This is a genomic window from Occallatibacter gabretensis, from assembly GCF_001449115.1.
GTDB classification, from domain to species: Bacteria; Acidobacteriota; Terriglobia; order Terriglobales; family Acidobacteriaceae; genus Telmatobacter; species Telmatobacter gabretensis.
Genome location: NZ_LAIJ01000002.1, coordinates 224,466 through 250,099, shown reverse-complemented (window position 1 = coordinate 250,099; position 25,634 = coordinate 224,466). Strand labels below are relative to the sequence as shown.

Sequence of the window (25,634 nt, the reverse complement as noted above, 5' to 3'; positions counted from 1 at the left end):
CAGGAAGAAATGCCACGCAGAAATGACATTCAGAAGATTCTTGTGATCGGCTCGGGGCCGATTGTGATTGGGCAGTCGGCGGAGTTTGATTATTCCGGCACGCAGGCTTGCAAGGCGCTGAGGCAGGAGGGTTATGAGGTGGTGCTGGTGAATTCAAACCCGGCCACCATTATGACTGATCCGGAGCTGGCGGACCGCACGTATATTGAGCCGTTGACGACTGTTTATGTTGAGGAGATTATCCGGCGCGAGGCGGAGATGCTTGGGCCGGGGTCCGGCAAGTTTGCATTGCTGCCGACGGTGGGCGGACAGACGGCGCTGAATCTTGCGGTCGATCTGGCTGACGCCGGGATTCTGGACAAGTACGACGTGGAACTGATTGGCGCGAAGCTTGGAGCGATCAAGAAGGCCGAGGATCGGCTGTTGTTCAAGGATGCGATGATTCGCATCGGGCTGGAGGTTTCGAAGTCGGCGCTGGTGAATAATCTGCGCGATGGACTGGACTTTGCAAGCAAGATTGGATTTCCGATTTTGATTCGGCCGAGCTTTACGCTGGGCGGCTCAGGCGGCGGCATTGCATATAACCGCGAAGAGCTGATGGAGATTCTGTCGCGAGGACTGGATTTGTCGCCGGTGCATGAGTGCCTGATTGAAGAGAGCGTGCTGGGTTGGAAGGAATATGAGCTTGAGGTGATGCGCGATCTGGCGGATAACGTGATCATCATCTGCTCGATTGAGAACTTCGATCCGATGGGCGTGCATACGGGCGATTCCATTACGGTGGCCCCGGCGCAGACGCTGACGGATCGCGAGTACCAGAAGATGCGCGATGCGGCGATTGCGGTGATGCGCGAGATTGGCGTAGAGACGGGCGGATCGAATGTACAGTTTGCGGTGAATCCAACGAATGGGCGCATGACGGTGATTGAGATGAATCCGCGCGTGTCCCGGTCGTCGGCGCTGGCCTCGAAGGCAACGGGATTTCCGATTGCGAAGATTGCAGCGAAGCTGGCGGTGGGTTACACGCTGGATGAGATTCCGAACGACATTACACGCAAGACGCCGGCATGCTTTGAGCCGACGATTGATTATGTCGTGACGAAGATTCCGAAGTGGCAGTTTGAGAAGTTTCCTGGCGCGGATGACGTGCTGGGACCGCAGATGAAGTCCGTCGGCGAAGTGATGGCGATTGGGCGCACCTTCAAAGAATCGCTGATGAAGGCATGGCGCGCGCTTGAGACTGGCAAGAAGACCGGTGCTGAAGTGCTGGACCCACGGCGGTTAACACAGATGTTGGTGACGCCGAGACCGGAGCGGCTGGGCTATATTCGGTTTGCGTTTGAACGCGGGATGAGTGTGCGTGAAGTGGCGCGGCTGACGGGGATGGACCCGTGGTTCCTGCACCAGATTCGCGAGATTACGCTGGAGCAGCAGACGATTGCCAAGACTACTCCAGAAGAGATTACGGAAGAGGCTCTACGCAGGCTGAAGCGAATGGGCCTGAGCGACGAGCGCATTGCGGCGGAGTGGAAGCTTGAGGGCCATGATGGCGTGAAGCAGGTACGAGAGCTGCGCGAGTCGAAGGGAATCAAGCCGGTCTTTAAGCTGGTGGATACGTGCGCGGCGGAGTTTGAGTCGATGACGCCGTATCTGTACTCGACGTATGACGAAGAAGATGAGTCGCCCGCGACGGATAAGGCGAAGGTCATCATTCTGGGATCGGGACCGAACCGGATTGGGCAGGGAATTGAGTTTGATTACTGCTGCTGCCATGCGGCGTTTGCGCTGAAGGAAGACGGCTACGAAACGATCATGGTGAATTGCAATCCGGAGACGGTTTCGACGGACTACGACACGAGCGACCGGTTGTATTTTGAGCCGCTCGTGCTGGAGGACGTGCTGGCGATTTACAACCATGAGGCGGCGGGCGGCGCAAAGATCGGCATGATTGTGCAGTATGGCGGCCAGACGCCACTGAACCTTGCGCACAGGCTGAAGGCTGCCGGCGTGCCAATTATCGGGACTTCGCCGGAGTCGATTGACCTGGCGGAGGATCGGAAGCAGTTTGGAAAGCTGCTCGTCGATCTGGGGATTCCGCAGCCTGCGGGCGGCACGGCGACGAGCGTGGAACAGGCGCTGGCGATTGGTGAGCGGATTGGTTATCCGGTGCTGGTGCGGCCGAGCTATGTGCTTGGCGGGCGCGCGATGGTGATTGCGTATGACGCCGAGGCGGTGACGAAGTACATGCGCGAGGCCGTGGAGTATTCGCAGGAGCGACCGGTGCTGATTGATCACTTCCTGGAGAGCGCGGTGGAAGTGGATGTAGACGCGCTGTGCGATTCAGAAGACGTGGTGATTGCGGGCATCATGCAGCATATTGAGGAGGCCGGAATTCACTCGGGTGATTCTTCCTGCGTGCTGCCGGCTGTGGGGATTGCAGAGGAGACGCTGGAGACGATTCGGACGCACACGCGGAAGCTGGCGCGGGCGCTGAAGGTTGTTGGTCTGGTGAATCTGCAGTTTGCGATTCAGAAGGATGCAGACGGCAAGGACCATGTGTATGTGATTGAGGTGAATCCAAGGGCTTCGCGCACGGTGCCGTATGTTTCAAAAGCGACGGGCGTGCCACTGGCGAAGGTTGCGGCGCGGCTGATGACAGGACGCACGCTGAAGGAGCTGCTGCCGGAGCAGGTGGCTTCTGGTAAAGACCTGGAGGTTGGAGATCATTATTATGTGAAGTCGCCAGTGTTTCCGTGGAACAAGTTTGCCGGCGTGGATACGGTGCTGGGTCCGGAGATGAAGTCGACGGGCGAGGTGATGGGCGTAGCCGCGAGCTTTGGCGAGGCGTTTGCCAAGGCACAGCTTTCCGCAGGGCAGTTGCTGCCTTCCGGCGGCACGATGTTTATCAGCGTGAATGATGCGGATAAAGCTGGAGCGGTGGAGTTGGCGCAGCGGTTTGTGGGCCTTGGGTTCAAGCTGGTGGCGACTGAAGGCACCGCGAATGCGCTGGAGAAGGCGGGGCTGATTGTGGAGCGCGTGTTCAAGGTAAAGGAAGGCAGACCAAATGTGGTGGACCTGATCAAAGGCGATCGGATTCAGCTGATTGTGAACACGCCGCATGGGCAAGATCCCTTCTTTGATGAGAAGGCGATTCGGCGAGCGGCAGTTCTGGCGCGTATTCCCACGATTACGACGATTGCGGCGGCGCAGGCGGCGGTGGAGGGAATTGCCTCAACGCAGCGCAAGCAGGTTACGGTGAATGCGCTGCAGGAACTGCATGGAGCGCGAGCAAACCGCATGCAATAGAACAGAAAGAGTGCGAGATTGTCACTGGGCCGGGGCGAAAGCTTCGGCCTGAGTTATCTTGCGGACTTTTTTCTGCGGGCTTGCACGATGGCTGCTCCGATGCAGTAATCGATGGTGGCAATGGCGGGCCAGGTGCCGAAGAACGGGCCGTTGTCATCCATAAGCCCGCTGGGAGTGGGATAGCTGAAGAATGAGCGCACGATTTTTTCCGTGGCGTCGCATTGATTGCAAGCATTGGGGCCGGTAGGGAGGTCCAGGAACCAGAGGCTGAGGAAAAGCATCCAGATGATGCCGGCTAGCCAGATGTGCGGGGCAATCTCGCTGAGCCGGGCGCCAACAATGAGTGCGCCGGTGCTGAGGGGGATCAGGAACGAGAGTATGTAGATAACGATCTGCGGGATGTACGCAGGATTGATCACGTAGCCGACCAGCATCATGGTGCCCAGATGGCGACCGCGATCAAGGTGTGCCCGAAAAATGCGAAGACCTGACGTGTAAGCGTCTCGCTGCCGTCGTCGGCTTCGATTGCGATAGTGACAGACTTGGCCATTTGTGGCTCCAGTGAGTTTGCCATTATGTATAAATTGCCACCGACGGGGCGGCAATGGCACGGAAGGGGAAGAGAAGGAAAAAGATTCCAAAGCGTGCCGTTTCCGGACGGGACTGATTCCGAACTTTACAATGTTGGTATGTACATCGAAGGCATTTTTACAGCTGCGACAACTCCGTTTTATGCAGATGAGCGGGTGTATTTCCGTAAGCTTGAGGCCAATGTGGCTCGCTATTCGCGAAGTCTTCTGGCCGGGATCGTGGTGCTGGGGTCCACGGGCGAGGCGGTAGAACTGAATGATGCGGAGTCACGCGAGGTACTGAAGGTTGCGGCGGACGCGGCGGTGGCAGAGAAGGTGCTGATTGCCGGAGTGGCCCGTGAGAGCGTTCGCGGGACGGTTGAGCTTGCAGAGGCCGCGGCTGAGGCGCGCTATGACGCGGTGTTGGTGCGGACGCCGACGTATTACTCGCCGGCAATGAGCGAGGCAGCTGTTCTGCATTACTTCCGGAGCGTGGCGGATCGATCGCCGCTGCCGGTGATCCTGTACAACATTCCGCGGTTCGCGCCGTACAACATTCCAGTCCCTGTGGTGGCCGAACTTGCACAGCATCCGAACATTATTGGCATCAAGGATTCGACGGGAAGTGTGGAGCAGGTGCGGGCGCTGATTGAGGCAACGCAGATTGCTCCTAAACGAACTGTGCCGGTGACTACAATTTTTGAACCGGTGACTGGGCGGATGCTGGAACCGAAGCTCGAGATGGAGAGCGGATTTGTGCCGTTGGGTGATCTGAGCGGCGGAGTTGCGATGGCTGTGACGCAGCCTTCGACACTGCTTAAGACGCGAATGAAAGAGATAGGCTTCCAGGTGTTGGCGGGTTCGGCGGGGACATTGCTGGAGTCGCTGGAGGCAGGAGCAGCCGGCGGTGTGCTGGCGTTTGCAGCTTGCGCGCCGCAAGCGTGCCAGGAGGTTTACTTTGCCTGGAAAGATCACGACCTGGAACTGGCACGGGCAAAGCAGGAGAGAATTGCCGGACCGAGCCAGCGGATTGTGGGCCAGCTTGGGATCAGTGGAGTGAAGTATGCCTGCGACTTTAACGGATACTACGGAGGGAAGGCGCGTGCGCCTCTGCTGGCTCTGAATGTGGAGCAGAAAGCGGAGATTGAGGGCTTGCTGGCGGAGATCCGGAACTAGCCATCAACTAAACCAAAAACAATGCGCTTCTTCTGCAAAGAGTTCTGCTGAAGAAGCGCATCGTGTATTTTGGGGAACGGCTGATGAGTTACTCTTACGGATATGTCACTACCTGATACACAAGTGTTGTGCCCTGGTAGTAGGGGTGATAGTAGACATTGGCGCAGTTGTAATACATTCCATTGGCTGCATTGATCACGGCGCATCCGCTGGGCAGGCCCGGAACTATTGTTCCGACTGCAGGAGCGGCGACTACAACCGTTGTCGATGGGCGAGTTGCAGCCGCGACGACCGCAGTGGTGGCTACCCCAACGGCAGCTCCCGCAGCAAAGGCTCCCCAGTTCCAATCATTATCGTGATAGTAACCGCCGCCACAGTTGTAGCAACCGCCGCCGTGATAATCGTTGTGGACGTTTACGTTCACGTTGCGGTTGACATTCACATTTGTATTGCGGTTGATGTTGGCGTTGCGATTTACATTGGCTGAGCGATTTTGTACATTGACGCGTTGACCGCCGCCACGACGTCCAACCTGCGCCTCAGAAATTGAGGCAGTTAGACAAATACAGAGAGCGAGTGCGACATAGGCCCTCATTTTATTTACCTCCTGGAGTCGGTAGGAGCGTGATCTCGTGTGCGTCCGAAGTTTTGGAGAAAGTGAATTCATTGGGATCCAGAGTCGGATTGAAATCCCAGTCGAGGAATTGAATTGTGGTACGGGGCTTACCGTCCAGCTTCTTATTGACGATCTCACTGCGCACAAAGCGCGGAGTATCTCCGCCAGTTACCCAGAGTTGATAATCCGCATCAGCAGCGGTGAATACGAGCTGATGCACGTCCTGATCGTAAATTTTGACGCGGCCAATCACATATGCGGTGAGCGCTGCCTTGTCTGCAAGCTGGTAAAAGTCGGAACGTAGAAAAGGTCCGATCGGCATATCGATGCCCTTTGCCCTGAGGCTGGCAACATCTTCATCAATGGTGCTCTTTGCGGGCAGTGTGGTGTAGAGCTGAGTATCTGGCGACCACATGGTGGTTTGTCCGTTTGCGGTATAGAAGTCCACGCGCTGACCGCGCCCTCGTAGAACAAGATGAATCTTGTCAGGGCGCTGAACGGTGACATCTACGGTGTGAAAGAAAGTGACTATCTGACCATCTGTGGCCAAATCTTCTTCGCTGACCAATGCCTTGAATCGGAATGCTTTGGCGTTTTCCAAAGGATCCGAGACGGCTTTCAAGACCCGCATCGCCAGAGGGTCGATATCTTTCGCCTGCGGAGCAGTGGGAGATGTGGTTTTCTTATCCTGTGCTGGCTTATCCTGGGCTGGACATATGGCTGCCAGCAACGCCAGAACTACGACAACGGACGCGCACTTGATGCGATACATCTTACCTCCTCGAAAGTACCGAGACATTTAGTTACCGGTTTGGCTCGCATGTGGCATAACTGCTGTAGCGGTGACGGTCGCGACTCAATAGCGGCGCAGCTTGTCGCTACTTAAATGACTGGTATCCGCTTCTGCGAGCCGCGGCCCGCAAAGCCTCACGGTCGAGGCTTAGGTCGGCCACAAGCTGCTTCAGTCGCATGTTTTCTTCTTCTATCTGGCGAAGGCGCTGAGCTTCGTTTACATCCAATACAGTGAACCTCGATCTCCATCGATAGATGGTTGCCGGACTCACGCCATGTTCCTTGCTCAGATCTGCCATCTTCGCTCCTGCCTCCCGCTGCTCGAGTATTCCAAGGATCTGCTCTTCACTGAATAGGCGCCTCTTCATGCCAGATCCTTTTGTCGACGCTTTCACAAATCCATTTCCGCCGAGGTATTGGTTGATTCCTCAAATCAGGTATTCCGGCTCGGTCGCCAATTCTCTGCGTGAAATGGAATTGATTGTCATAACCTGCCAGCCTGGCAGTCGATACATGTCGACGCTTCATAAAACTTTCAATTCCAGCTTAGCCAGACTGCAGCACTGTACAACTGTCACAACTGACAGGACTTTGCTGAATTGTTCAAAGTACGACTTTTCGTTGAAAGGGTTCCGATGTAGTTGCCGCGACTGTTTTGTTGAGACTTCCTAGTCCGACAGGATATTGCGCAGGGAAGGGAGATCTGCTGCCACGGTGACAATCGTTCCCGCACCTAGCTCGGAGTCGACTGTGAGCGTGCCTCCGATTGCTGCTATACGTTCCTGCATTGTCATAAGGCCGAGCCCCTCCTGAACAAAGCTTCTGTCGAAGCCGATGCCAAAATCGCGTATGCGCATGGTAAGTGCGCCGTCACGGACTGCAAGCTCTACCTGAATTCGCAACGCGCCGCCGTGTTTGATTGCGTTATTGAGCGATTCCTGCGCAATGCGAAAAAAACACAAGACAAGGCCCGGCGGAAGTCTACGGGGAATGTTCCTCGCGAGGAAGTCTATGTGTGTGCTGTGGCTTTCGCGAAGCTGTTTGAAGATTTCCCGCAATGCCAAGTCGAGGCCTAGATGCTCGATTCTGGAGGAATGCAGGCTGTGCGAGAGGTTATGCACATCGGAGATCAAAGTATTGAGGTCCCGGAGAGATTCTGCAAAACTGTCGTCCGGATCGTCGACTACATGCAACTGCTGCAGCAACCCAAGCCTAATGGACAACAAGGAGAGCCGTTGTCCGATGTCGTCGTGCAACTCACGTGCGATATGCCTGCGTATGTCTTCATCCGCTTCGATCAACTCCTGAGCGTGCATCCTGCTTGCTGCACTGTAGGGTGAGGTTTGCTTCGAGCGCGCTTTTGTAAAGCTGGTCAAACCTGTCTGTTCCGGCATACATGCAGGCTCCAGAACCGGAGACATCTTACGAAGCTGCGCACTACTAAGCTTTTCTTCTGAAATGATAGGAGTCATCGTTGTCATTTGAATAGCCTCTCTGATTGCGTTTGCGCCTCCTAACAGCAGAAGCTTTCTAACGGTTCAATGGAAGGACCAACCGATCGAGGTTGTTGTGCCGAAGTTGTTGGATGGAGCGCCCGACACGGGCTGGTTATCGTAGTTGTCATAGAAGCTCAGGCTCACGTAGAAGTCGTTTTTAAATTTGTAGTAGATATCCTGGTTTAACGTCATGCGAAAATGACCGGGCGAGGTGAGGCTTGGATAAGCCCAGACCGCCGTATTAAATGATGTTGTCTTAAAGCGGAACATCGAGAATTGAACCGCTGTGGCTGCGTCGATTGAATTCGGGTGCCTGGTGCCTGATTCATTCGAGTCGTCTCGTTCGTGTGTGTAGCCGAGGCCGCCGATAGTAGAGAGGTTGGTGCGATTTGTGAAGATAAGCCGCCTTGCCATCGCACCTCCCAAGGTAGATTGCAGGGCAATCTGCTGCTCGGAACTAGAGAGAAAGTTAGCAATGGCTCCGCCGTACCATTTTGATTCTGATATTTGATGGAAGAAAGCGGCCTTGACCGTTATCTCATTGGTGTTTGTAGCTTTCTCCTGAGTTACGAACTGAGAATTTGAGCTGAGGCTGGCAATATTCCTTTTGGATTGATACTGCAGTCCGCTCTGCACCGTCAGTGTTCCCTGTGAGTTTGAGGCAGTGAAGCTGGTGCCGATGGCGATATTTCCGCTCAGGCTGTTCCAGAAATTGTTCCCCAGCTCACTGATCTCGACTACCGACTCATCGGACAGAGTGTGGCTTTGGCGTCCGACGATTGTGATCGTGCGCGGCTGAATGCCTTCCGCCAGCACACCCGAGTAAGTCTTTCCGTTCGGATCAGTAATGACGAAGAGCTGAGAGCTTTCCAGACGTTCAACTCTTGTCCAGTCGATTACGATTGTGTCCGTCGTGTAGTCAGGTTTGACGTTCAGCTGCCCCTTCTGGAGCGACTGAATTTCGCAGGTGATTTTGTCTCCATTTTTCATGTGAACGATATCGGTTTTCTGGTGAGAAGAAGTGAGACCGACGGCGTTGTGAGGTATGAGAACTACAAGCCAGATGGCGATAGCAGGGAATAGATGGAAGGCGCCACGCAGTGTGGTTCGGAGCGTATCAGCGACGGACTGAGAGAACTCCCCAGGAGCCGCAGAAATCAGAGCAAGTTTTCCCTTTGCCACACGAGCTGGCATAAGCGGATACCCATAGCTTCGCACGACCGTTCGGCCGTTCAAAGCCTCCCCTTTTATGAAAGAAAACCATGGCCCCAAAAGATGACTATGCCGTTGAAACGAGGTGTTCGCGAATCGCGAGCCTGAGCAGGTCCAGATTGGTGTGAAGGTTGAATTGCTCCATGATGGAATACTTGTGAAATGCCACTGTCCTTGCAGTCAGACACAATACACTGGCGGCTTCCTTCATCGTCATTCCTTCCGCCAGTAATTGCAGAACCTCCCGCTGACGGACGCTCAAAGTTTTATTGCACTGTACGGCTGGATCGCGGATGAACTCGCGCTCAATTTGATGTGCTGTGTGTGGCGTGATGTACGATCTGCCAGCCAGGACTTCACGAATGGCAGCGACAAGCTCCGTACCCGCACATTTCTTTAAGAGAAAACCGGATGCCCACGTGCGCAGTGCCTGAACGGCAACTTCGACATCTTCATTCATGGTGACTACTACCAGACGAACTTTGGGCATTATTGCTTTGATTTGGGCGCCCGCGTCCATTCCATTCAGAAGCGGTAACCCCAGATCAATGACGACCAGATCCGGCATTGATGGTGGCGCGAGGCGAATGAGAGTTTTTCCATCTGAGGCAGTTCCGACGACTTCGAATTCGGGTTCCAGAAGTCTTCTGTATGCATCCAGCAGCATGTTATGGTCGTCTGCCAGGAATATGCGCGGTCTTCTCATCAGACGTCCTCCTCATAAGAACTCATTTTCACAATTAAATGAATTATGAATAATGCTGCTGTTAAGGAGAGAATCTCTCAAAGTGTGAATGATAAAAACTCAATTTGATGCAAGAGATGAGGCCCGGTTTCCAGTGGAACGAAACATTAGCATAAAGAAATCATAAAGGCAAGAAACTTTCTCCCTCGGATAATAAAAGGTTGTAACTTCAAGCATGAGAGGGAATTAAGAGCGATAGGTTGCATGTATTAAGTCGATACATTGTGAGCATGAGCCATACGGCCGATGTACATATGATCACTTGATAAATTTATGAGAAACGTTTGCACCTCATTGAGAAAGTTCTCAGATTGAGGCCTTGTGCGGACTAGCGTGCAAGTCGTTCAATAGCCTGCAAGCTTTGAAGACGATCGTCACTGTTCAGTGTGTTGAACTTGAGTTCATTACGCTGACAGAATGCTATGGCTGTCAGAAGTTACAGTACTCCCACAACTGCTCAAGGGCTACGCTACTGGGTGTTTACTGTTCGTGCTACCCAGTTTACGACCGTCGTTCCGTTCGGAGATGCCTTTGTTGACCGATATGCGATTTGTGCTGCCGTGTCGCAGGTATCTGTTCCGCGGAATGGCGCAGTCTTACGAACGCGCAGTCCTGCTTGTAGAAGAAGAGGCAATCATCGCGCTGCCGATTTCGTTCGCCTTCATTCAGCCCTCACTATCTCATACAAGCTACCGGGATCCAACAAACGGTGAGGTAAAACATGCGACGTGAATGCGTGGCTGTTCAAATCGCGATCTCGATCTTGCTTTTACCCCTTGTGCATGGCCAGCAAGCGCCCACGTCCTCTCAGCAGTCTCAGCAAACGACGGCGAAGACTCCCGTACTTTTTGGCACGAATGTCAATCTGGAGAGTGGAAGCGCAAACAAGGGAACGACGCTTGGAGATGCAACAAATCCTGAAGAGAACGCGAGCACTGACAAGCCCCAACGGCGCGGCGAGTGGGCGTTTGCTCCAATCCCCCTGATCAATCCTTCGATTGGGAACGGAGGCGGAGGAGCGGTGATGTACATGAGGCATCTAGAAAATGACATGGCATCTCCTCCGTCCACGTTTGCAGTGACGGCTTTTGGTACCGACGGAGGAAGCTGGGGTGCAGGGCTCGGCGCAAAGCTTTACCTCCATCACGATCGCTTTCGGATACTTGCGGGAGGCGGCGGAGGGGAGTTTAACTATAACTTCTTTGGCGTCGGAAGCGACAGTGGAGAAAGCGGCATCGATATTCCTCTGTCGCAGCGCTCTCGCGGCTTCCTGGTTGAATTCAAGGTTCGTGTCTTCAATCATTTGTATCTTGGTCCCCGTTATCACTTGGTCACAAACCGGATCTCTCTTAACTCCGGTACGCTCAACCCGAGCGATCTCCCGATTCCTCTGCCTTCTGATCTTCGCATTCAAACCGCCGCACTGGGAGTGCGTATTCAGCGAGATTCGAGCGACAATCCGTTTTATCCACGCAAAGGATCTTTGGTCGACCTGACAGCGGACTTCTTTGATCCCGCGGTAGGAGCACAGAGGAATTACAAGAGCATTACCACGAGCTACGACAAATACTTAAGTGCCGGCGCCAAGAATGTTTTTGCGATTCACGGTTCGGTGTGCGGAGTGAGCGATCAGGCACCGTTTTTCGATGTATGCCAGTTGGGATCGTCGAAGGATGTTCGTGGATATCAGATGGGGCAGTTTCGTGACGACCGCATGCTTGTTGGTCAAGCCGAATATCGGCGCGAACTTTTCTGGCGCTTAGGAGTTGTTGCGTTTGCCGGCGCCGGCGCCGTGGGCAAGACCTTTACCCAGTTCGGAGACGCTAAACCGGGCGGCGGCTTTGGAGCGAGATTCGCAATAGCGCCCAAGAACCATATGAATCTGCGTGTGGATTTTGCGTGGGGCGATAACAGCAGAGCTACTTATGTAAGTTTGGGAGAAGCCTTTTAAGAGTGATGCGAACGGCTGTAGACGATGCGCAGAACTAACCAGCGATTGCTCTAATTCATCAATGCGCGAGTTCAGGAGGGGAATCATGGCGGCAGGCAGGAATGTCGATTTGTTATCAGATTTACCAGGACGGCGTTCGACGAACCGCCGGATTCTTGCGCTCGTTGTTGGGGTCGTAGGATTCACTGCATGTTTGGGCGGTCGATCCGCCACAGCGCAGCAAAATGGCCACTATCTCGGAGGCATTACCGGTCTTGGGAACGGCTCTGCGCTTCCTCCGGGGACATACGTTTCATACCTTCCGTATCTGAACCATATCGATTCAATTAAAGGGCCAAACGGAAATACCATTCTGAATCTGGATTTGACAGTTACTGCACACAATATTGTGTTCGCTCAGACAACTCCCAAGAAGTTTTTAGGCGGAACGTATGGCTGGAACTTTATTCTTCCGGTGGTCAATACTCGCTTTACTTCCGATCTCTTTAATGCGTCGGCAGAGCAGGCCGGCATTTCGGACATTTTCTTTTCGCCCCTAGTGCTGGGTTGGGAGAAAGGCCGTGCAGGATTCACAGTCAACTATGGGTTTTATGCACCGACGGGTTCGTTTGATCCATCGAGCTCTATGAATTCAGGCCTTGGTTTCTGGGAACATCAGATTGAGGCAGGCGCCTCATACTCGCTGGATAAACGGAAACTGTGGAACACCTCCGGCCTGACTACGTGGGAGATCAATATGAGCAAGACAGGCCTCGATGTGAAGCCAGGGCCGATGTTTACCGGGGAGTATAGCTTTGGCCGTCGCTTCTTCAAGTATCAGATGAATGCGGGCCTGGCAGGTTATGCATACCACAAGCTTTCCCAGGACTCTGGGAGCGGAATCAATCCGCTGCTCCACGGGATTCTCGACCGCAATTTTGGTATTGGTCCGGAGTGGCAGTACACAAACATCAAATGGCGTTTGGGATTTGATTTTCGTTACGAGCAACAATTTGGCGGAGAGGCCAAGACTTCAGGACCGGAGTATGTCGTCGGGATCACTTATATCACGCCTTATATTCCTCATCATAAGTAGGCGGGATGAGGTACGAGACGATGTAGCCCAGCAACTGATTTCCGCATCGATGGCTATGTGGAGTTTCGACCTGGCCAAGGACCGCTACGACATTTCCAGGAACATATGTTTCGGCGAAGAGGCTCTGCGCATATCTTGAGCAAGAGCCGGTGTTGAGAAAAAATTGTGCGGGACAACAAAATTCACAAGAACAGGAGTAATCCATGAAAGCACTTTTATTTGCAGCGCTACTGGCTTACGTTAATACCGCGACAGTACAGGCGCAAACTCCTCCGAACTCTGCGGCGGCTGGGCAGGGTACGTCTGTTTCTCAACAGACCATGACCCTGAAGCAAGTTATGGAAGCCAATCGGCAGAAACTGGCCAAGTACCAGTGGGTGCAATCGACGGAAGTGAGCATCAAGGGTAAGGTTCGTAAAGACGAGCAGGCGATGTGCCGCTACGGAGCCGATGGTAAGGTAATCAAGACTCCGATGGGGAGCAATGCCGCTCAGACACAGCAGGCGCCGCAGGGCGGATTGAAAGGAAGGATTGTTGCTAAAAAGCAAGCAGAGATGAAAGACGAAGCAGCAGACCTTAAAGAGCTGATCAGTCACTATGCGCCGCCGAATCCCATGATGCTGAAAGAAACGAAGCAGGCGGGTAACGCAAGCTCCGCTTCGTCCGGGGGCATTGTGACGCTAAGTTTTGCAAACTACTACAAGCAGGGCGACAAAGTCTCTATCGGATTTGATCCGAATGCAAAGAAGCTTGTAAGTTATGATGTGGAAACATACTTAAGCAATCCAAAAAATGACGTTGTTACGATGACAAACAGCTTCGCCAGCCTTCCCGATGGCACGAATTATCTACAGAAGACGGTTCTTGATGCCAAGGCAAAGCAAATGCAGGTGACAACTACGAATTCCAGTTACACGCCTGTCGGACCTTAGGGAGCAAGCAGTATTCATACGAGCGCAGACGGAAAGCGCTCGCGAGGAGAGACGATGAATCGAACGATAAAGATTGGACTGGTTGCCTGGTTTCTGCTTTCAGTATTGCAGTCCGGTGCGCAAAGTGCTGGCGAGAAAGCATGGTCTATTCTGCAGGAGGGACAACAGAAAAAGAACGAAGAGAAGATTACTGCTGTGCGCGTGCTGGGGCTGATACAGAGAAACCAGAAGGCCGCCGATTTAGCTCTGGCTGCCCTGAACGACACCAACTCTGACGTACGAGCCGCAGCGGCAAAGTCGTTGGGGCAGATGGGCGCGAAATCGGCGATCCCACGACTCAAGACTACGCTGCACGACGAAAAGGACGTATCTGTGGTCGTTTCCTGTGCGTGGTCTCTCGTCACGCTTGGCGATCCGCTTGGATATGGGGTTTACTATGCAGTTCTCACCGGCCAAAAGAAAAGCGGTGGAGGCTTGCTGGATGACCAGAAGAAGATGCTACATGACCCCAAAAAGATGGCAGAGTTCGGCATCGATGAGGGCATTGGCTTTATTCCCTTTGCCGGACTGGGCAAAGATGCATTCAAGATGCTGACCAAAGACGATTCCTCCCCGGTTCGCGCCGCAGCCGCAGGAATGCTCGAGAAAGACCCGGATCCGAAGACCCGCACTGCACTTATCAGCGCAGCCTCAGATGACAGTTGGCAGGTACGTGTGGCGGCTCTCAACGTTCTTTCACACCGCGGTGATCCTACCGTTATTGTCGATATCCAGCCTCTTCTCTACGATAAGAAAGACGAAGTACGCTATACGGCTGCTGCCGCAGTGGTTCACCTTGAGGATGTCCGGATGCGAAAATCGTCGATGCATAAATAGGGTTCATCCTGGGTCAAGAGTTGATGGACATTTGTAGCCGGCGGTTTTCATATTTCCCATGAACGGTTTGCGTCGCTCTAACCGCCGGTTGCAGTTAGAACAACTGCTGTAAGAATTCCAAGAATCATCACCAGTACGGCGGAAATGAATGATGGCCGAAAAGGTGAAGTGGGCCGCTGGAGCAGTTCTGCCGCAGCGCGAAGATCTTTGAGATAAGCAAAGATTGCCAGCCCAATGAGCACGGTACTCAGCGCAGTAACGCCGATTCCGATGAAATGACCGCTGCGCACCAGAGCTGTTCCGGCCTTTAGACGTTCCTCGTGTAGCAGACGTGCCCCCTGGTCGAAGGCGACGCCTCCGGCCATAAGCGAGAGGGCGGTACGCACCCATGCGAGCAGAGTGCGATCAAGTGCCAGTAAAGTACGAATCGCTGCAAGTTGGGTTCGCTGGTCTGGAACATGTGTGTCAGGAGTGTCGATGTTGAATAGCTCCTTTGGTTCGACTACGCGCTCCGTCCATGATTGAACATTAAAGGAGTTCGAGCGGCGACTGTCAGTTGTAACAGTGCGCACATAGTTTGAAATCGATATCCTGCGTCCTAAGGCGATGTCACTTGCATGCGACCGCCTGCTTGATCAGGAATGCGCATGACTCCACGCGAATCCATCCTTGAACTACAGAAGCAAATAGGAAAGACCGTGCTAGGTCAGGAGGCAATGATAGAGCGCCTGCTGATCGGGCTGCTGGCGAACGGAAATCTTCTGGTGGAGGGATTGCCGGGGTTAGCAAAAACGCGGGCAATCAAGATGCTAAGCCGGTTTCTCGATGCCGGGCTTTCGAGGATCCAGTTCACGCCGGATCTGCTGCCTTCTGATATTACTGGCTCGGAGGTCTATTACACAGCGGAGGGCAAGGGCGAGTTTCGATTTCAGCAAGGCCCGGTGTTTAACAACCTGGTTCTTGCGGATGAAATCAATCGCGCGCCCGCGAAGGTACAGGCAGCTCTGCTGGAAGCAATGGAAGAGAGACAGGTAACGGTTGCGGGCAAAACACATGCGCTGCCCAAACTGTTTCTGGTGATGGCGACACAGAATCCGATTGAACAGGAGGGCACGTATCCGCTACCCGAGGCCCAACTGGACCGGTTTCTGATGCATGTAAGTGTGGGCTATTCAGACAGCAAAGCGGAGCGAGACATCATGCTCCTGGTACGCGGCGAAGAGGCTGACACAACGGGTGGCGGCACGGCGGTGATGCGCATTTCGCAAGATGTAATATTTGCCACGCGACAAGAGATTCATGCAATACAGGTAGCAGATGCAGTTGCGCAGTATATAGTGGCGCTGATCGAAGCGACCCGATACCCGGAAAAATATGACAAAGACCTGAGGAAGTGGATTCAGGTGGGAGCGAGTCCGCGCGGAACTATTGGACTGGATAAGTGCTCACGGGCGTATGCATGGCTGAGAGGAAGAGACCATGTACGCCCTGACGACGTGCAGGCGATTGTGCATGATGTGCTTCGGCACAGGCTAATCTTGAGCTACGACGCACAAGCTGAAGGCATTACACCAAACAAAGTAATTGACAAGATTGTGCAACTGGTTGCTGTGGCATAGCGGAGCATGCTGCATGGGCGCTTATGTTGAATTCGAATCACTAATGGCGCTCCAGTTTAAGGCGAGCGGATTTACGCTGCGACACAGCCAGCCGGTGCACAGCCTGCTGTTTGGCCGGAGAGCATCACATGTGCGCGGGCGCGGCCTTGATTTCGAAGAACTGCGCGGATATGTTGCCGGAGACGACGTGCGCAGCATCGATTGGAAGGTGACGGCACGGGCGCAGAAGCCATATGTGCGTGTGTACTCCGAGGAACGTGATCGTCCGACAATGCTGGTTGTGGATCAGCGGATAAATATGTTCTTCGGCAGTCGCGTTTCCATGAAGTCGGTCACTGCCGCCGAGGTCACGGCTCTGGCTGCGTGGAGATCGCTGCATCAGGGTGATCGAGTAGGCGCGTTTTTGTTCAATGACAATTCTGTAGAACAGATTGTTGCCAAACGAAGTCGTCTTACAGTGACACGGATTCTCAAGAGAATTTCTCACTTCAACAAGATGCTACACGCAGATATGCCGGTACATCCGAATCCGACGCAGCTGAATGACGTGCTTGAAAGTGTGGCGCGGGTATGTCACCACGATGCGCTCATTCTGATTGCCAGCGACTTTGATGGGGCAGATGTGCGCACACGCGATCTTTTGCTACATCTCTCCAGGGCTAATGATGTGGCATGTTGCCTGATTTATGATCCACTGGCTATCCACTTACCGGCTGCCGATCAACTTGTGGTGAGCAACGGAGAATTACAGGTTGAGTTACAACTCGGGCAGGAGAAGGTTCGTAAGAACATTCTGGATGCTTCCGACAGGAGAGTAAGACCGATTCTGGCGTGGCAGCATGAACTGGGAATTCCTGTACTTCCGTTGAGCAATGCGGACGATATCGCGACACAGATAAGGCATTTGCTTGGACATGTGGCTATGAGGCGCCGGCAGCTATGACGAATCCATTGGATAATCTGCACGGTTTTTACGAGCCCGCGCCTCCTACATGGACGCCACAAACAGTTGGATGGTACTGCATGTTTGCCGTTGTCGCCATTACAGCGATATGGATTCTTGTGCGTGAGATTCGCAGATGGATGTTCAATCGCTATCGCCGCGAGGCCCTTAAGGAACTCCAGACGCTGACGGTTGCGGAGTTTTCGGTACTCCTTAAAAGAACAGCTCTTTCTGTGTGGCCACGGGAAAAAGTAGCTTCACTCAGCGGCGTGGAATGGCTGCAGTTTCTTGACGCGACGATTCGTGGGGATGGATTTCTTGCTACGCCAGGCAATCAGATCGAAAATCTGGCGTTCTGTGAAGCGGATCTCTCTGCTGAGGATGAAAAGCAATTGCGAGAGTTAACTGCAAAGTGGATACGGAGCCACCGTGTACGCGTTTAAATATCCGTGGTTGTTGGCGGTGCTGGTCCTGCCGCTTCTGGTGTATTGGCTTATGCCTCCTTACCGGGAGGAGCAGGACTCTCTGCGACTGACATTCTTTCACTACATTACAAAAAGTCTTGGCTTACGGCCGCAGTCAGGCGCAGTAATTCCCAGAAGCAATTGGCTACAGAAGATTATGGCCCCAGTGTGCTGGAGCCTGATCGTGCTGGCCCTGGCCCGACCTCAATTTGTTGAACCTCCGATCCAGAAGATTCAACCTGGGCGTGACCTGATGCTGGCGCTTGATATTTCGCAGTCGATGGAGACACGCGATTTTCTGACGCCAGACGGTAAAAGAATGCGACGCGTAGATGCAGTAAAAGAGGTCGTCGGCAATTTCATTCAAAAGCGCGAGCACGATCGAATCGGGCTGATCGTATTCGGGCAAGCGGCGTATCCAGTGACGCCGTTTACTCTCGATCATCAAGCGTGCCTAAAGATTCTCAGTCAGATCGATGCGGGGATGGCCGGCCCGCAGACGATGATTGGTGATGCGATCGGACTTGCGATCAAGGAGTTCCAAGCGAGCGACACCAAAGAACGTGTGTTGATTCTGCTGACGGATGGAAACGATACAGGCAGCCGCATGCCGCCGCGCAAGGCCGCGGAAATTGCAAAGCAGAATGGCATCACAATACACGTGGTAGGACTGGGCGATCCAGGGATTACACATGGCGCAGATAAGGTGGATTATTCAGCGCTTGCGAGCATTGCTCAAGCCACAGGTGGGCAGGTATTTCACGGAGAGAATCAGGCAGAGTTAGAGAAAGCATACGCCGCACTAGACCGAATCACACCGCAAAACTTTAAGACATTGCGCTATCAGCCACGCCGAGAGTTGTTTGTGTTTCCACTCGGCGCAGCGGTTGTACTTCTGACGGGATGTCATTTGCTGATGATTGTGGTGAGCCTGGTGATGCGGCTCATGGCACGGTGGCGCACAAAGATTGAGACGCCGGTTACATCGAATATATTTCAGGTGCACATATGAGCGAGTGGTGGGGAACCTTGCACTTCCTGCGTCCCCAGTGGCTATGGCTGCTGACTGCGGCTCCGGCAATCTATTTTCTTCACCATGTGCGGAACGATATGCGGGCGCGATGGGATCGATACATTGAGCCGGCGTTACTGGATCACCTGATTGTTACGCGTAAAAGCCACTTGCGCTTTCGGCCAATTCATATGGCATGCTTGCTGATTCTGCTAGGGACGGTCGCGGTAGCCGGTCCAACATGGAGCAGAGAACAGCCACCATTTACTGAAGACAAGGCTCCGCTGGTGATTGTACTGGATCTCTCGCCAACTATGGACGCAATTGACGTGAATCCTACGCGTCTTGAACGGGCCAAGATGAAGATGCGGGACCTATTGAAGGTCCGCAACGGTGGTCGTACAGCGTTGTTTGTTTATGCGGGAACGACTCACATGGTTCTGCCGTTTACAACCGACTTCTCGCTCTTTGATTTGTATCTCAGCTCGCTTTCTACGGAGTTAATGCCTAATTACGACAAGAATTCGGCAAATGCGCTGCGGACTATTGAGGGCTTTCTGAAAGATGAGCCTGTGCCTGGGACGATTCTGTTTGTGACTGATGGTATTGAGCCGCGATCGGTTACTGCATTTCGACAATTTGCCGAACGGCCAGACAATCAGAGCGAGATTCTGTTGCTGGGAGTAGGAACTTCACAGGGAGGTCCAGTGCGCATTGGAGAGAATCGATTCCTCATAGACAGTTCTGGACGGCGCGTTTACAGCAGGCTGGATGTGGATCAGTTGCGCGCGATGAACCGGGAAGGAATATCTTCGGCAACAATCACGCTGAATGACGATGATACACACTGGGTGCAGCGGCATGTGCAACATCATTTAGATGTGCTGCAACAACGCGACAGCAAGATGCGGTGGATTGATGAAGGATACTGGATCACCATACCGATCTGCGCAATTGCAATGTTCTGGTTCAGGAAAGGATGGGTGGTGCGATGGATTTCTGCGGGAATCGCGTTTTTCTTTCTGATGCAACCGTGCCATGCACAGTCGCGGTTCTCATGGATGGATATCTGGCTTACCCACGACCAACAAGGACGCTACTACTACCAATATGGGGATTTCAGAAAGGCTGCAGATCGATTCGATGATCCACTGTGGCGGGGGATTGCGCTGGCGCATGCTGGAGACTATGAGGCAGCTTTGAATGTGTTTTCCCTGAGCGACACTGCGGAGGCCTGGTACAACCAGGGGGATGCGCTGGCTCACCTGAAGCGGTATCCGGATGCGATACAGGCGTTTCAAGAAGCGTTATCGAAGCGACCTTCTTGGACTGAGGCGCGGGAAAATCTTGCGCTGATGAAATCTCTCATACCTAAGCCTCCCCCAAAAAAGAAAAATCAGGAAAGAGAGGAAGAAGCAAATGACCCTCCTGATCAAGTGAAATTCGATGAATTAGGCAAACAGGGCAAGAAGACAGTGCGGCTAAAACTGGATCCAAAGAAGATGGAAGAGATCTGGATGCGAAACATCCAGACGACTCCTGCGGACTTTCTTCGACGCCGCTTTGCAATGCAGGCGGCGCAGGAGCATCATCCATGAGGAGCTCTGTCTTGCTTGCTGTGCTTGCGCTTGCCGGAGTTGCAGCTGCGCAGACGCCTATGATTCGCGCACACCTTGAGCCTGCAGAAAACATCACGGTTGGCGAACCGGTAAGACTTGTTATAACGGTGCTGGTGCCAAACTACTTTACAGGCAGCCCTGAGTTTCCTGAATTTGAAATAGAGAACGCTATTGTTGTGTTGCCGCAGGAGACGCCACAAAACAGTTCTGAACGTGTACAGGGCGTGACATACGCAGCAATCACGGAGACGTACACGCTCTATCCACAACAAGCGGGAGACTTTTCACTGCCGTCGGCGCAGATCGATGCTTCTTATGCGAGCACGCCTCCGAAGAGAGCACTGGCACACCTTACGCTGCCACTGCTTACATTTCGTGCTGAGATTCCTGCGGCGGCAAGAGGCCTGGAATATTTTCTGCCTACGACAAAGCTAACCATTGAGCAACGATGGACACCAGCGCCGAAAGCGCTGCGAGTGGGTGATACGATCGAGCGCACGATTACTGTGACGGCAGCAAAACTGCAGGCAATGTTGATTCCTCCGCTGCAATTTAAGGCTGCTGATGGGATTCGCATTTATGAAGAAGAGCCGAAGGTACACGACGAGAAGTCCAATCGCAATGAGTTTCTCTTCGGGCAGCGCACGCAATCAGCGCAATACCTAATGCAGAAAGAAGGGAGTTATACACTTCCAGCAATTGAGCTGAAGTGGTGGAATGTTTCAACACGAAAAGTCGTCAAAGCGGTGTTGCCTGCGGTTCATTTCGAAGTGGCAGAAAATCCAGCCGCTGCTACTGAGCTGGCTCCAGAACAGCCACAGCCAACAATGGCTCAGCAACCTAAAGTGAATCTTTGGGCTCGATATAAGCGGCAGATTTGGGTTGGAGTTCTATGGCTGCTGGGTGCGCTGCTGTTACTGTGGCTCGCGTGGCAATGGTTGCCACGACTATATCGTTCCGTTCAACATTGGAGAACGCAGAGAAGGGAATTGGAACAGACATATTTTCGCGCTGTTGTGAAGGCATGCAACGAAAATCATCCAAAGGAAGCATACGCTGCTTTGTTGCTATGGCTGAATCGACGCTCTCCAGGAAAATCTCTGGATGAAATCTATGCTTCGAGCCAGGATGCTGATCTCATGAGTGAGATTAATCGGCTGGGAGCCATACTGTTTACGTCCACGAGTGGAGATGCACAGTGGGATGGGCGTAGGCTGGCAGATCTCTTGAGGGTGTGGCGTAAACAGGAAGCTAAAACTCATGACGAGAAAACAGCATTGGTAGCGTTGAATCCCTGAGAAAATTCTTAGAGAACCTTATTCACAGAACCGTAGTTTCGGTTTGTCTGTACGTGCACGAAGAAAGCCACTTGGGACCATGCGGAAACTACGGGTTGTTGTTTCTCGCCATTGTTTGATTTTTCGATTGCCCGTAACGAGCTTGCCATTCCTGTTTTGTCATGACGCAGCGAAAACCGAGATGGTTCGTTCCGGTATCAACATCCCCTTTGCCTCGTGTGCCCACCATGTAGCGGGAGCAGTACTGATCCGTGCATAGGAACGAGCCGCCGCGCTGCACCTTCTTTGAGTGTCCGGGTTCGGTGGGGTCGTAAGCCGTGGTCGGTCCCAATGGATTGTAGGCAATTCCTTGGGCGGCGAGCTGCGTGTAGTAGTCAGGACGATACCAGTCGCTGGTCCATTGCCAGACATTCCCTGCCATGTCATAAAGACCATATCCATTGGGGGGGAACTTTTCGACGGGAGAGGTTGCTGTGTAGCCATCGTCTCCGCTATTGCTGTCGGGAAAGTGACCCTCAAAGGTATTAGCCATCCATTTTCCCTTAGGGCGGAATTCATCTCCCCAGACGTAGGGTTTACCTGACAGGCCGCCACGCGCAGCGAATTCCCATTCGGATTCTGTAGGAATTCGCTTGCCGGCCCACCTTGCATAAGCTTCAGCATCTTCATACGCGATATGTACTACTGGATAGTTATCTTTGCCGATGATGCTGCTTTGAGGACCATCTGGATGACGCCAGTTTGCGCCTGGAATATAGGTCCACCACTGAAAATGATTGTTGAGCGGCACCGGATGATCCGGAGGAGCGAAAACGACTGAGCCCGCCACAAGATTTTCTGGTGAGGCTCCAGGATAGTCCTTTGCATCTGGTTTGCGCTCAGCCACGGTGACATAGCCGGTGGCCCTTACGAAACGCGTAAATTCGGCGTTGGTCACATCTGTCTTATCTATATAGAAACCATCCACGTATGTGCGGTGGATGGGGCTGGAGTCCCGGGTCGCATTCATGCCGACTTCATTCATGCCGGCCATCCCTTGCGCGCCCATGGAGAATTCGCCACCAGGGATCCACGCCATACCTGCTGGAGGATTGCCTGGCGCGGACTCTTTGTTGGGAATGGTTGGCACGAAGGTGGCCTGCTGAGTTGCAGGCATGGTTTTTTTTGTGCTCAGGTCTGGAGTGTTCCCGGAATCTGCTCCAGGATGCGCCGGATTCATTGCGTCGGGGGAGCCGGCCAGAGCTGTTCCCGAACCGGGCTCGCGATAGATGACAACGCATGCCAGGACCGAGAGGACGATGACGCCAGTTACGATCCAGGCTGTTTTTGCATTGCGCTTTTTTAACTGCTTTCCCGGGCGTGTCATCTTTATTTCTCCGCTACGAAGCTACTGGCCACCTGCAAGCCAATTGTAATAGGGGTTCTTGTTGTCACCGGTCATGACTTTCTGCATTGCCTCAGACCATGCATCCCTGTCTCCCTTGTAGGCCGCGAGGCTTGCGGCATAAAACCCGGCGAGGATACTCCGCTCCGTGCGTATCTGAACACGGAGGTCTTCGCTTGCGTTTTCAAGCGGAGGCTCCGTCTGCAAGGCGAGTAGATGGGGAAGCGTGCGGGTAATTTCATTCGGGTGAGTCCAGGCGGCATACTCAATGCGCGGCTCGTTATCGGTGACAGGGCTGACTTTGCCTGCATAGGCCTCCAGTCCCTCGCGGCCGGTTAACCAGGTCGCCAGCAATGCTGCAGGCGATGAAATTCCTACGGCATTGAGGGCGGCAGTGACATTTGGCTGATCGAAACGCTGCTGGATGCGTGAAACATCCAGATCAATCGGAGAGAAGGATCCGATGAGCAGCATCTCGTGCACTTCAGTAGTCCATAGCGTTGCGTATGGAAAGACATCCAGAAAACTGCGGATCAGCGAACGCGTGTCATCTTCATTTTGTGTGGAGATCGGCAGCCATTGTGCAAAGAGACCGTTCGGGGTGAGACGATGCCCGGCGAGTTTATAGAAATCTGTGGAGTAGAGATTCACTACTCCTTCTGCGCTCGGCGGCGGCGGCTCAAGCGTGATCATGTCATATTGCGCAGAGTTGCTGAGTAGTTCCTGGCGCCCATCCCTGATGCGGAGGTTGAGATTTCGATCGGTTCCGGCTCCGTAGTTTTCAGGGAACAGCGAGCTTGCATCGACAACGGCAGACAGCAGTTCTACGCACGTGCGCTGCGTCAGGCCGGTGTAGCGAAGGGTTGCTCCGGCGGTGATTCCAGTACCGAAGCCGATGACAAGCGAGGACTGCGGATTGCCGCGATGAATTATGAGTGGCAGAAGGGCCTGCAGGCGCATGTAGCGCATGGATGGCAGAGTGTCTCCTGAATTCGAAACTCCCTGAATATAGAGGCGCCGAAAGATGTGGTCGGCGTTCTGCTGCTGGCTTATGGCAACTGTTCCGCCTCGGCTCTCACGGTAGAAGACGAGGTCTCCGCCGCCGCGTGTGAGCAGCAGAAGTCGCGCCAGCTTGTCCTGCGGCGTAATCATGCTGGCCGCAACGACACCGACCGCTAGCAATACGATGGTTGACTTCCACCGGACGAGGACACTGGAGCCAAGAAGAACAGCGAGGACGCCCACTGTTGCCGCAATGATGGCGAGAATGCTGAGAGTGCGTACCAGCCCAAGCGTGGGAATGAGAAGAAAGCCGGTGAGCAGGGAGCCGACGATACCTCCAGCAGTGTTGAGTGCCAGGACGGTACCTGTACCGGTTCCGATGCGTGTGCCTCGTGCTACGAGTTGCAGCAATGCTGGAAATGCTGCACCGAGCAGCAGCGTGGGAAGAAAAACTACGCCGAAGGCTGCGACGGCGAATGATGCACACATCCGCGCGAACTCGCTGCCTGTAGATGTGAAAACAAAATGAGCAATGGAGTACTGAATGCGAAGCTGGCCAGTGCCCAGAGCGGCAATTTCGAGCAGAGCAATGGCTCCGGCACCTGTGATCAAGAGAGCAAAGATTCCCCATGTATCGCGCACCATGCGGCCGAAACGGGCGTAGATAGCGCTGCCGATTGCTAGCCCGGCAAGATACGTTGCCAGCTCGACAGAAAATGCGAAGACGCGCGTGCTCATGAATTGCGCCAGTGCCTGCGACCACACGACCTCATAGCCGAGAGCAACTGCACCTGCAACGGCATACAGGCTGAGAGCTAGCGTGGCCTGTCCGGACGGTGCAGGGAAGTCTTGGTCTATTGCGGATGAATGAGTGGGACGCTGCTCTGTAGCAGTGCGGTCGGCGAACCATACAATGGCTGCCGCTGTGAGGTTGAAAATGGCAGCAGCGATAGCTGTGTTGTGGACGCCTGTCCAGCGCAGAAATACGAAGGTGCTCAGAAGCGCCCCCGCAATGCCTCCGGCGGTGTTAACGGCATAGACCCAGCCGCTAGAAGTTGCAACGGAGGATTGTCGCTGCGCAACGTAGCGAATCATGGCCGGCAACGTCCCGCCCATGAGGAATGCGGGAGAGCCTACCAATAGAAAGGGAAGCAGCCACGCAACAGCACCAACATGAGCTTGAAGCGCAACGAATGGCGACGCTGCATGCGGTGAGAGGAATGTAACTAAAACACCCGAGAGCGCGACGCATATTTCAAGGACTCCGTACAGGCGGAGCGGGCGCTGCCAACGATCTGCCATACGACCGAATATGAGACTGCCACCAGCGAGACCGGCGAAGAATGCGCTCACAGCAATCGTGATCGAGTAGACCTCGACACCGACAACCAGCGAAAGCTGGCGGATCCAGAGAATCTGATAAATGAGTGCGGCAGCGCCCGAAAGAAAGAGCGCGATCGATAGGTGAATGCCTACACGGGGCATCGAATTCATCCGCGTAAGCGAGGCCGGTTTATGACCTTCAGATTTCGAGCGAGATCGGCGGA

The 25,634-nt window shown here is 53.7% G+C and carries 24 protein-coding genes and 1 pseudogene; 14 read left to right on the top strand and 11 right to left on the bottom strand.

Features of this window, described 5'->3' with window-relative positions; genetic code table 11:
• Nucleotides 1-9 precede the first annotated feature (9 nt).
• On the top strand, nucleotides 10-3,306 hold the full coding sequence (carB, locus tag VO84_RS02890) for a carbamoyl-phosphate synthase large subunit (RefSeq protein WP_058185777.1): 3,297 nt from the start codon (nucleotides 10-12) through the stop codon (nucleotides 3,304-3,306).
• A 53-nt stretch (nucleotides 3,307-3,359) separates the two neighbouring features.
• Here carB and VO84_RS02885 read toward each other — a convergent pair whose 3' ends face one another.
• Entirely contained in the window at nucleotides 3,360-3,743 is a 384-nt protein-coding gene (locus VO84_RS02885; protein ID WP_058185776.1) for a hypothetical protein, read from the bottom strand.
• Nucleotides 3,740-3,880 carry a hypothetical protein gene (locus tag VO84_RS22720; RefSeq protein WP_197413868.1) on the bottom strand — a complete coding sequence of 47 codons (141 nt, stop codon included), beginning with the start codon at nucleotides 3,878-3,880 and terminating at the stop codon, nucleotides 3,740-3,742. The genes VO84_RS02885 and VO84_RS22720 overlap by 4 nt, the downstream gene beginning before the upstream one ends.
• A 115-nt stretch (nucleotides 3,881-3,995) precedes the next feature.
• Between VO84_RS22720 and VO84_RS02880 the strand changes: the two genes are divergently transcribed.
• Nucleotides 3,996-5,051 carry a dihydrodipicolinate synthase family protein gene (locus tag VO84_RS02880; protein ID WP_058185932.1) on the top strand — a complete coding sequence of 352 codons (1,056 nt, stop codon included), beginning with the start codon at nucleotides 3,996-3,998 and terminating at the stop codon, nucleotides 5,049-5,051.
• Between the two features lie 94 nt (nucleotides 5,052-5,145).
• On the opposite strand, the gene VO84_RS02875 is transcribed toward VO84_RS02880, so the two are convergent.
• The 6 genes from VO84_RS02875 to VO84_RS02850 form a co-directional block, all read right to left on the bottom strand.
• Nucleotides 5,146-5,646, bottom strand: a complete 501-nt coding sequence (locus tag VO84_RS02875) for a hypothetical protein (protein ID WP_058185775.1) — start codon at nucleotides 5,644-5,646, stop codon at nucleotides 5,146-5,148.
• Between the two features lies 1 nt (nucleotide 5,647).
• The gene (locus tag VO84_RS02870; RefSeq protein WP_058185774.1) at nucleotides 5,648-6,439 is read right to left on the bottom strand and encodes a DUF2092 domain-containing protein; all 792 of its coding nucleotides are present in this window, start codon (nucleotides 6,437-6,439) and stop codon (nucleotides 5,648-5,650) included.
• Nucleotides 6,440-6,545: 106 nt separating this feature from the next.
• A complete protein-coding gene (locus VO84_RS02865; RefSeq protein ID WP_058185773.1) occupies nucleotides 6,546-6,827 on the bottom strand; it encodes a transposase in 282 nt (93 codons plus the stop codon).
• A gap of 300 nt (nucleotides 6,828-7,127) precedes the next feature.
• Nucleotides 7,128-7,940, bottom strand: coding sequence for a sensor histidine kinase (locus tag VO84_RS02860; protein WP_058185772.1), 813 nt, complete (start codon nucleotides 7,938-7,940; stop codon nucleotides 7,128-7,130).
• Nucleotides 7,941-7,997: 57 nt separating this feature from the next.
• On the bottom strand, nucleotides 7,998-9,149 hold the full coding sequence (locus VO84_RS02855; protein ID WP_157439692.1) for a DUF481 domain-containing protein: 1,152 nt from the start codon (nucleotides 9,147-9,149) through the stop codon (nucleotides 7,998-8,000).
• Nucleotides 9,150-9,234: 85 nt separating this feature from the next.
• Nucleotides 9,235-9,873 carry a response regulator gene (locus VO84_RS02850; protein WP_058185770.1) on the bottom strand — a complete coding sequence of 213 codons (639 nt, stop codon included), beginning with the start codon at nucleotides 9,871-9,873 and terminating at the stop codon, nucleotides 9,235-9,237.
• A 573-nt stretch (nucleotides 9,874-10,446) separates the two neighbouring features.
• Here VO84_RS02850 and VO84_RS22715 point away from each other — a divergent pair.
• The 5 genes from VO84_RS22715 (at nucleotide 10,447) to VO84_RS02825 (ending at nucleotide 14,746) form a co-directional block, all read left to right on the top strand.
• Nucleotides 10,447-10,644: a hypothetical protein gene (locus VO84_RS22715; protein ID WP_058185769.1), complete on the top strand. Its 198-nt coding sequence runs from the start codon at nucleotides 10,447-10,449 to the stop codon at nucleotides 10,642-10,644.
• Nucleotides 10,634-11,863 (top strand): BamA/TamA family outer membrane protein, encoded by a 1,230-nt coding sequence (locus VO84_RS02840; protein WP_058185768.1) that lies wholly within the window; start codon nucleotides 10,634-10,636, stop codon nucleotides 11,861-11,863. Before VO84_RS22715 ends, VO84_RS02840 begins: the two co-directional genes overlap by 11 nt.
• 85 nt (nucleotides 11,864-11,948) lie before the next feature.
• The gene (locus tag VO84_RS02835; RefSeq protein ID WP_058185767.1) at nucleotides 11,949-12,938 is read left to right on the top strand and encodes a SphA family protein; all 990 of its coding nucleotides are present in this window, start codon (nucleotides 11,949-11,951) and stop codon (nucleotides 12,936-12,938) included.
• A gap of 203 nt (nucleotides 12,939-13,141) precedes the next feature.
• Complete coding sequence (locus VO84_RS02830) at nucleotides 13,142-13,870, top strand: hypothetical protein (protein ID WP_058185766.1); 729 nt, start codon at nucleotides 13,142-13,144, stop codon at nucleotides 13,868-13,870.
• 54 nt (nucleotides 13,871-13,924) lie between these two features.
• On the top strand, nucleotides 13,925-14,746 hold the full coding sequence (locus VO84_RS02825) for a HEAT repeat domain-containing protein (RefSeq protein ID WP_058185765.1): 822 nt from the start codon (nucleotides 13,925-13,927) through the stop codon (nucleotides 14,744-14,746).
• Nucleotides 14,747-14,823: 77 nt separating this feature from the next.
• On the opposite strand, the gene VO84_RS02820 is transcribed toward VO84_RS02825, so the two are convergent.
• The gene (locus tag VO84_RS02820; protein ID WP_058185764.1) at nucleotides 14,824-15,318 is read right to left on the bottom strand and encodes a YidH family protein; all 495 of its coding nucleotides are present in this window, start codon (nucleotides 15,316-15,318) and stop codon (nucleotides 14,824-14,826) included.
• Between the two features lie 75 nt (nucleotides 15,319-15,393).
• Here VO84_RS02820 and VO84_RS02815 point away from each other — a divergent pair, with 75 nt between their 5' ends.
• From VO84_RS02815 to VO84_RS02790, 7 genes and pseudogenes are all read left to right on the top strand, one after another.
• Nucleotides 15,394-16,365: an AAA family ATPase gene (locus VO84_RS02815; protein WP_058185763.1), complete on the top strand. Its 972-nt coding sequence runs from the start codon at nucleotides 15,394-15,396 to the stop codon at nucleotides 16,363-16,365.
• A gap of 13 nt (nucleotides 16,366-16,378) precedes the next feature.
• Entirely contained in the window at nucleotides 16,379-17,308 is a 930-nt protein-coding gene (locus VO84_RS02810; RefSeq protein WP_058185762.1) for a DUF58 domain-containing protein, read from the top strand.
• Nucleotides 17,305-17,751 carry a DUF4381 domain-containing protein gene (locus VO84_RS02805; protein ID WP_058185761.1) on the top strand — a complete coding sequence of 149 codons (447 nt, stop codon included), beginning with the start codon at nucleotides 17,305-17,307 and terminating at the stop codon, nucleotides 17,749-17,751. Before VO84_RS02810 ends, VO84_RS02805 begins: the two co-directional genes overlap by 4 nt.
• Nucleotides 17,738-18,784 carry a vWA domain-containing protein gene (locus VO84_RS02800; protein WP_058185760.1) on the top strand — a complete coding sequence of 349 codons (1,047 nt, stop codon included), beginning with the start codon at nucleotides 17,738-17,740 and terminating at the stop codon, nucleotides 18,782-18,784. The genes VO84_RS02805 and VO84_RS02800 overlap by 14 nt, the downstream gene beginning before the upstream one ends.
• Nucleotides 18,781-19,377: pseudogene (locus tag VO84_RS23255) on the top strand (VWA domain-containing protein); the annotation flags it as partial. The gene VO84_RS02800 and the pseudogene VO84_RS23255, both read left to right, overlap by 4 nt.
• Nucleotides 19,378-19,491: 114 nt before the next feature.
• On the top strand, nucleotides 19,492-20,382 hold the full coding sequence (locus VO84_RS22980) for a tetratricopeptide repeat protein (protein ID WP_231737748.1): 891 nt from the start codon (nucleotides 19,492-19,494) through the stop codon (nucleotides 20,380-20,382).
• A complete protein-coding gene (locus tag VO84_RS02790) occupies nucleotides 20,379-21,701 on the top strand; it encodes a BatD family protein (protein ID WP_058185758.1) in 1,323 nt (440 codons plus the stop codon). The genes VO84_RS22980 and VO84_RS02790 overlap by 4 nt, the downstream gene beginning before the upstream one ends.
• A gap of 88 nt (nucleotides 21,702-21,789) precedes the next feature.
• Here VO84_RS02790 and VO84_RS02785 read toward each other — a convergent pair whose 3' ends face one another.
• Complete coding sequence (locus VO84_RS02785) at nucleotides 21,790-23,067, bottom strand: formylglycine-generating enzyme family protein (protein WP_058185757.1); 1,278 nt, start codon at nucleotides 23,065-23,067, stop codon at nucleotides 21,790-21,792.
• A 21-nt stretch (nucleotides 23,068-23,088) separates the two neighbouring features.
• Nucleotides 23,089-25,572 (bottom strand): fused MFS/spermidine synthase, encoded by a 2,484-nt coding sequence (locus VO84_RS02780; protein WP_231737747.1) that lies wholly within the window; start codon nucleotides 25,570-25,572, stop codon nucleotides 23,089-23,091.
• Nucleotides 25,573-25,634: the final 62 nt, after the last annotated feature.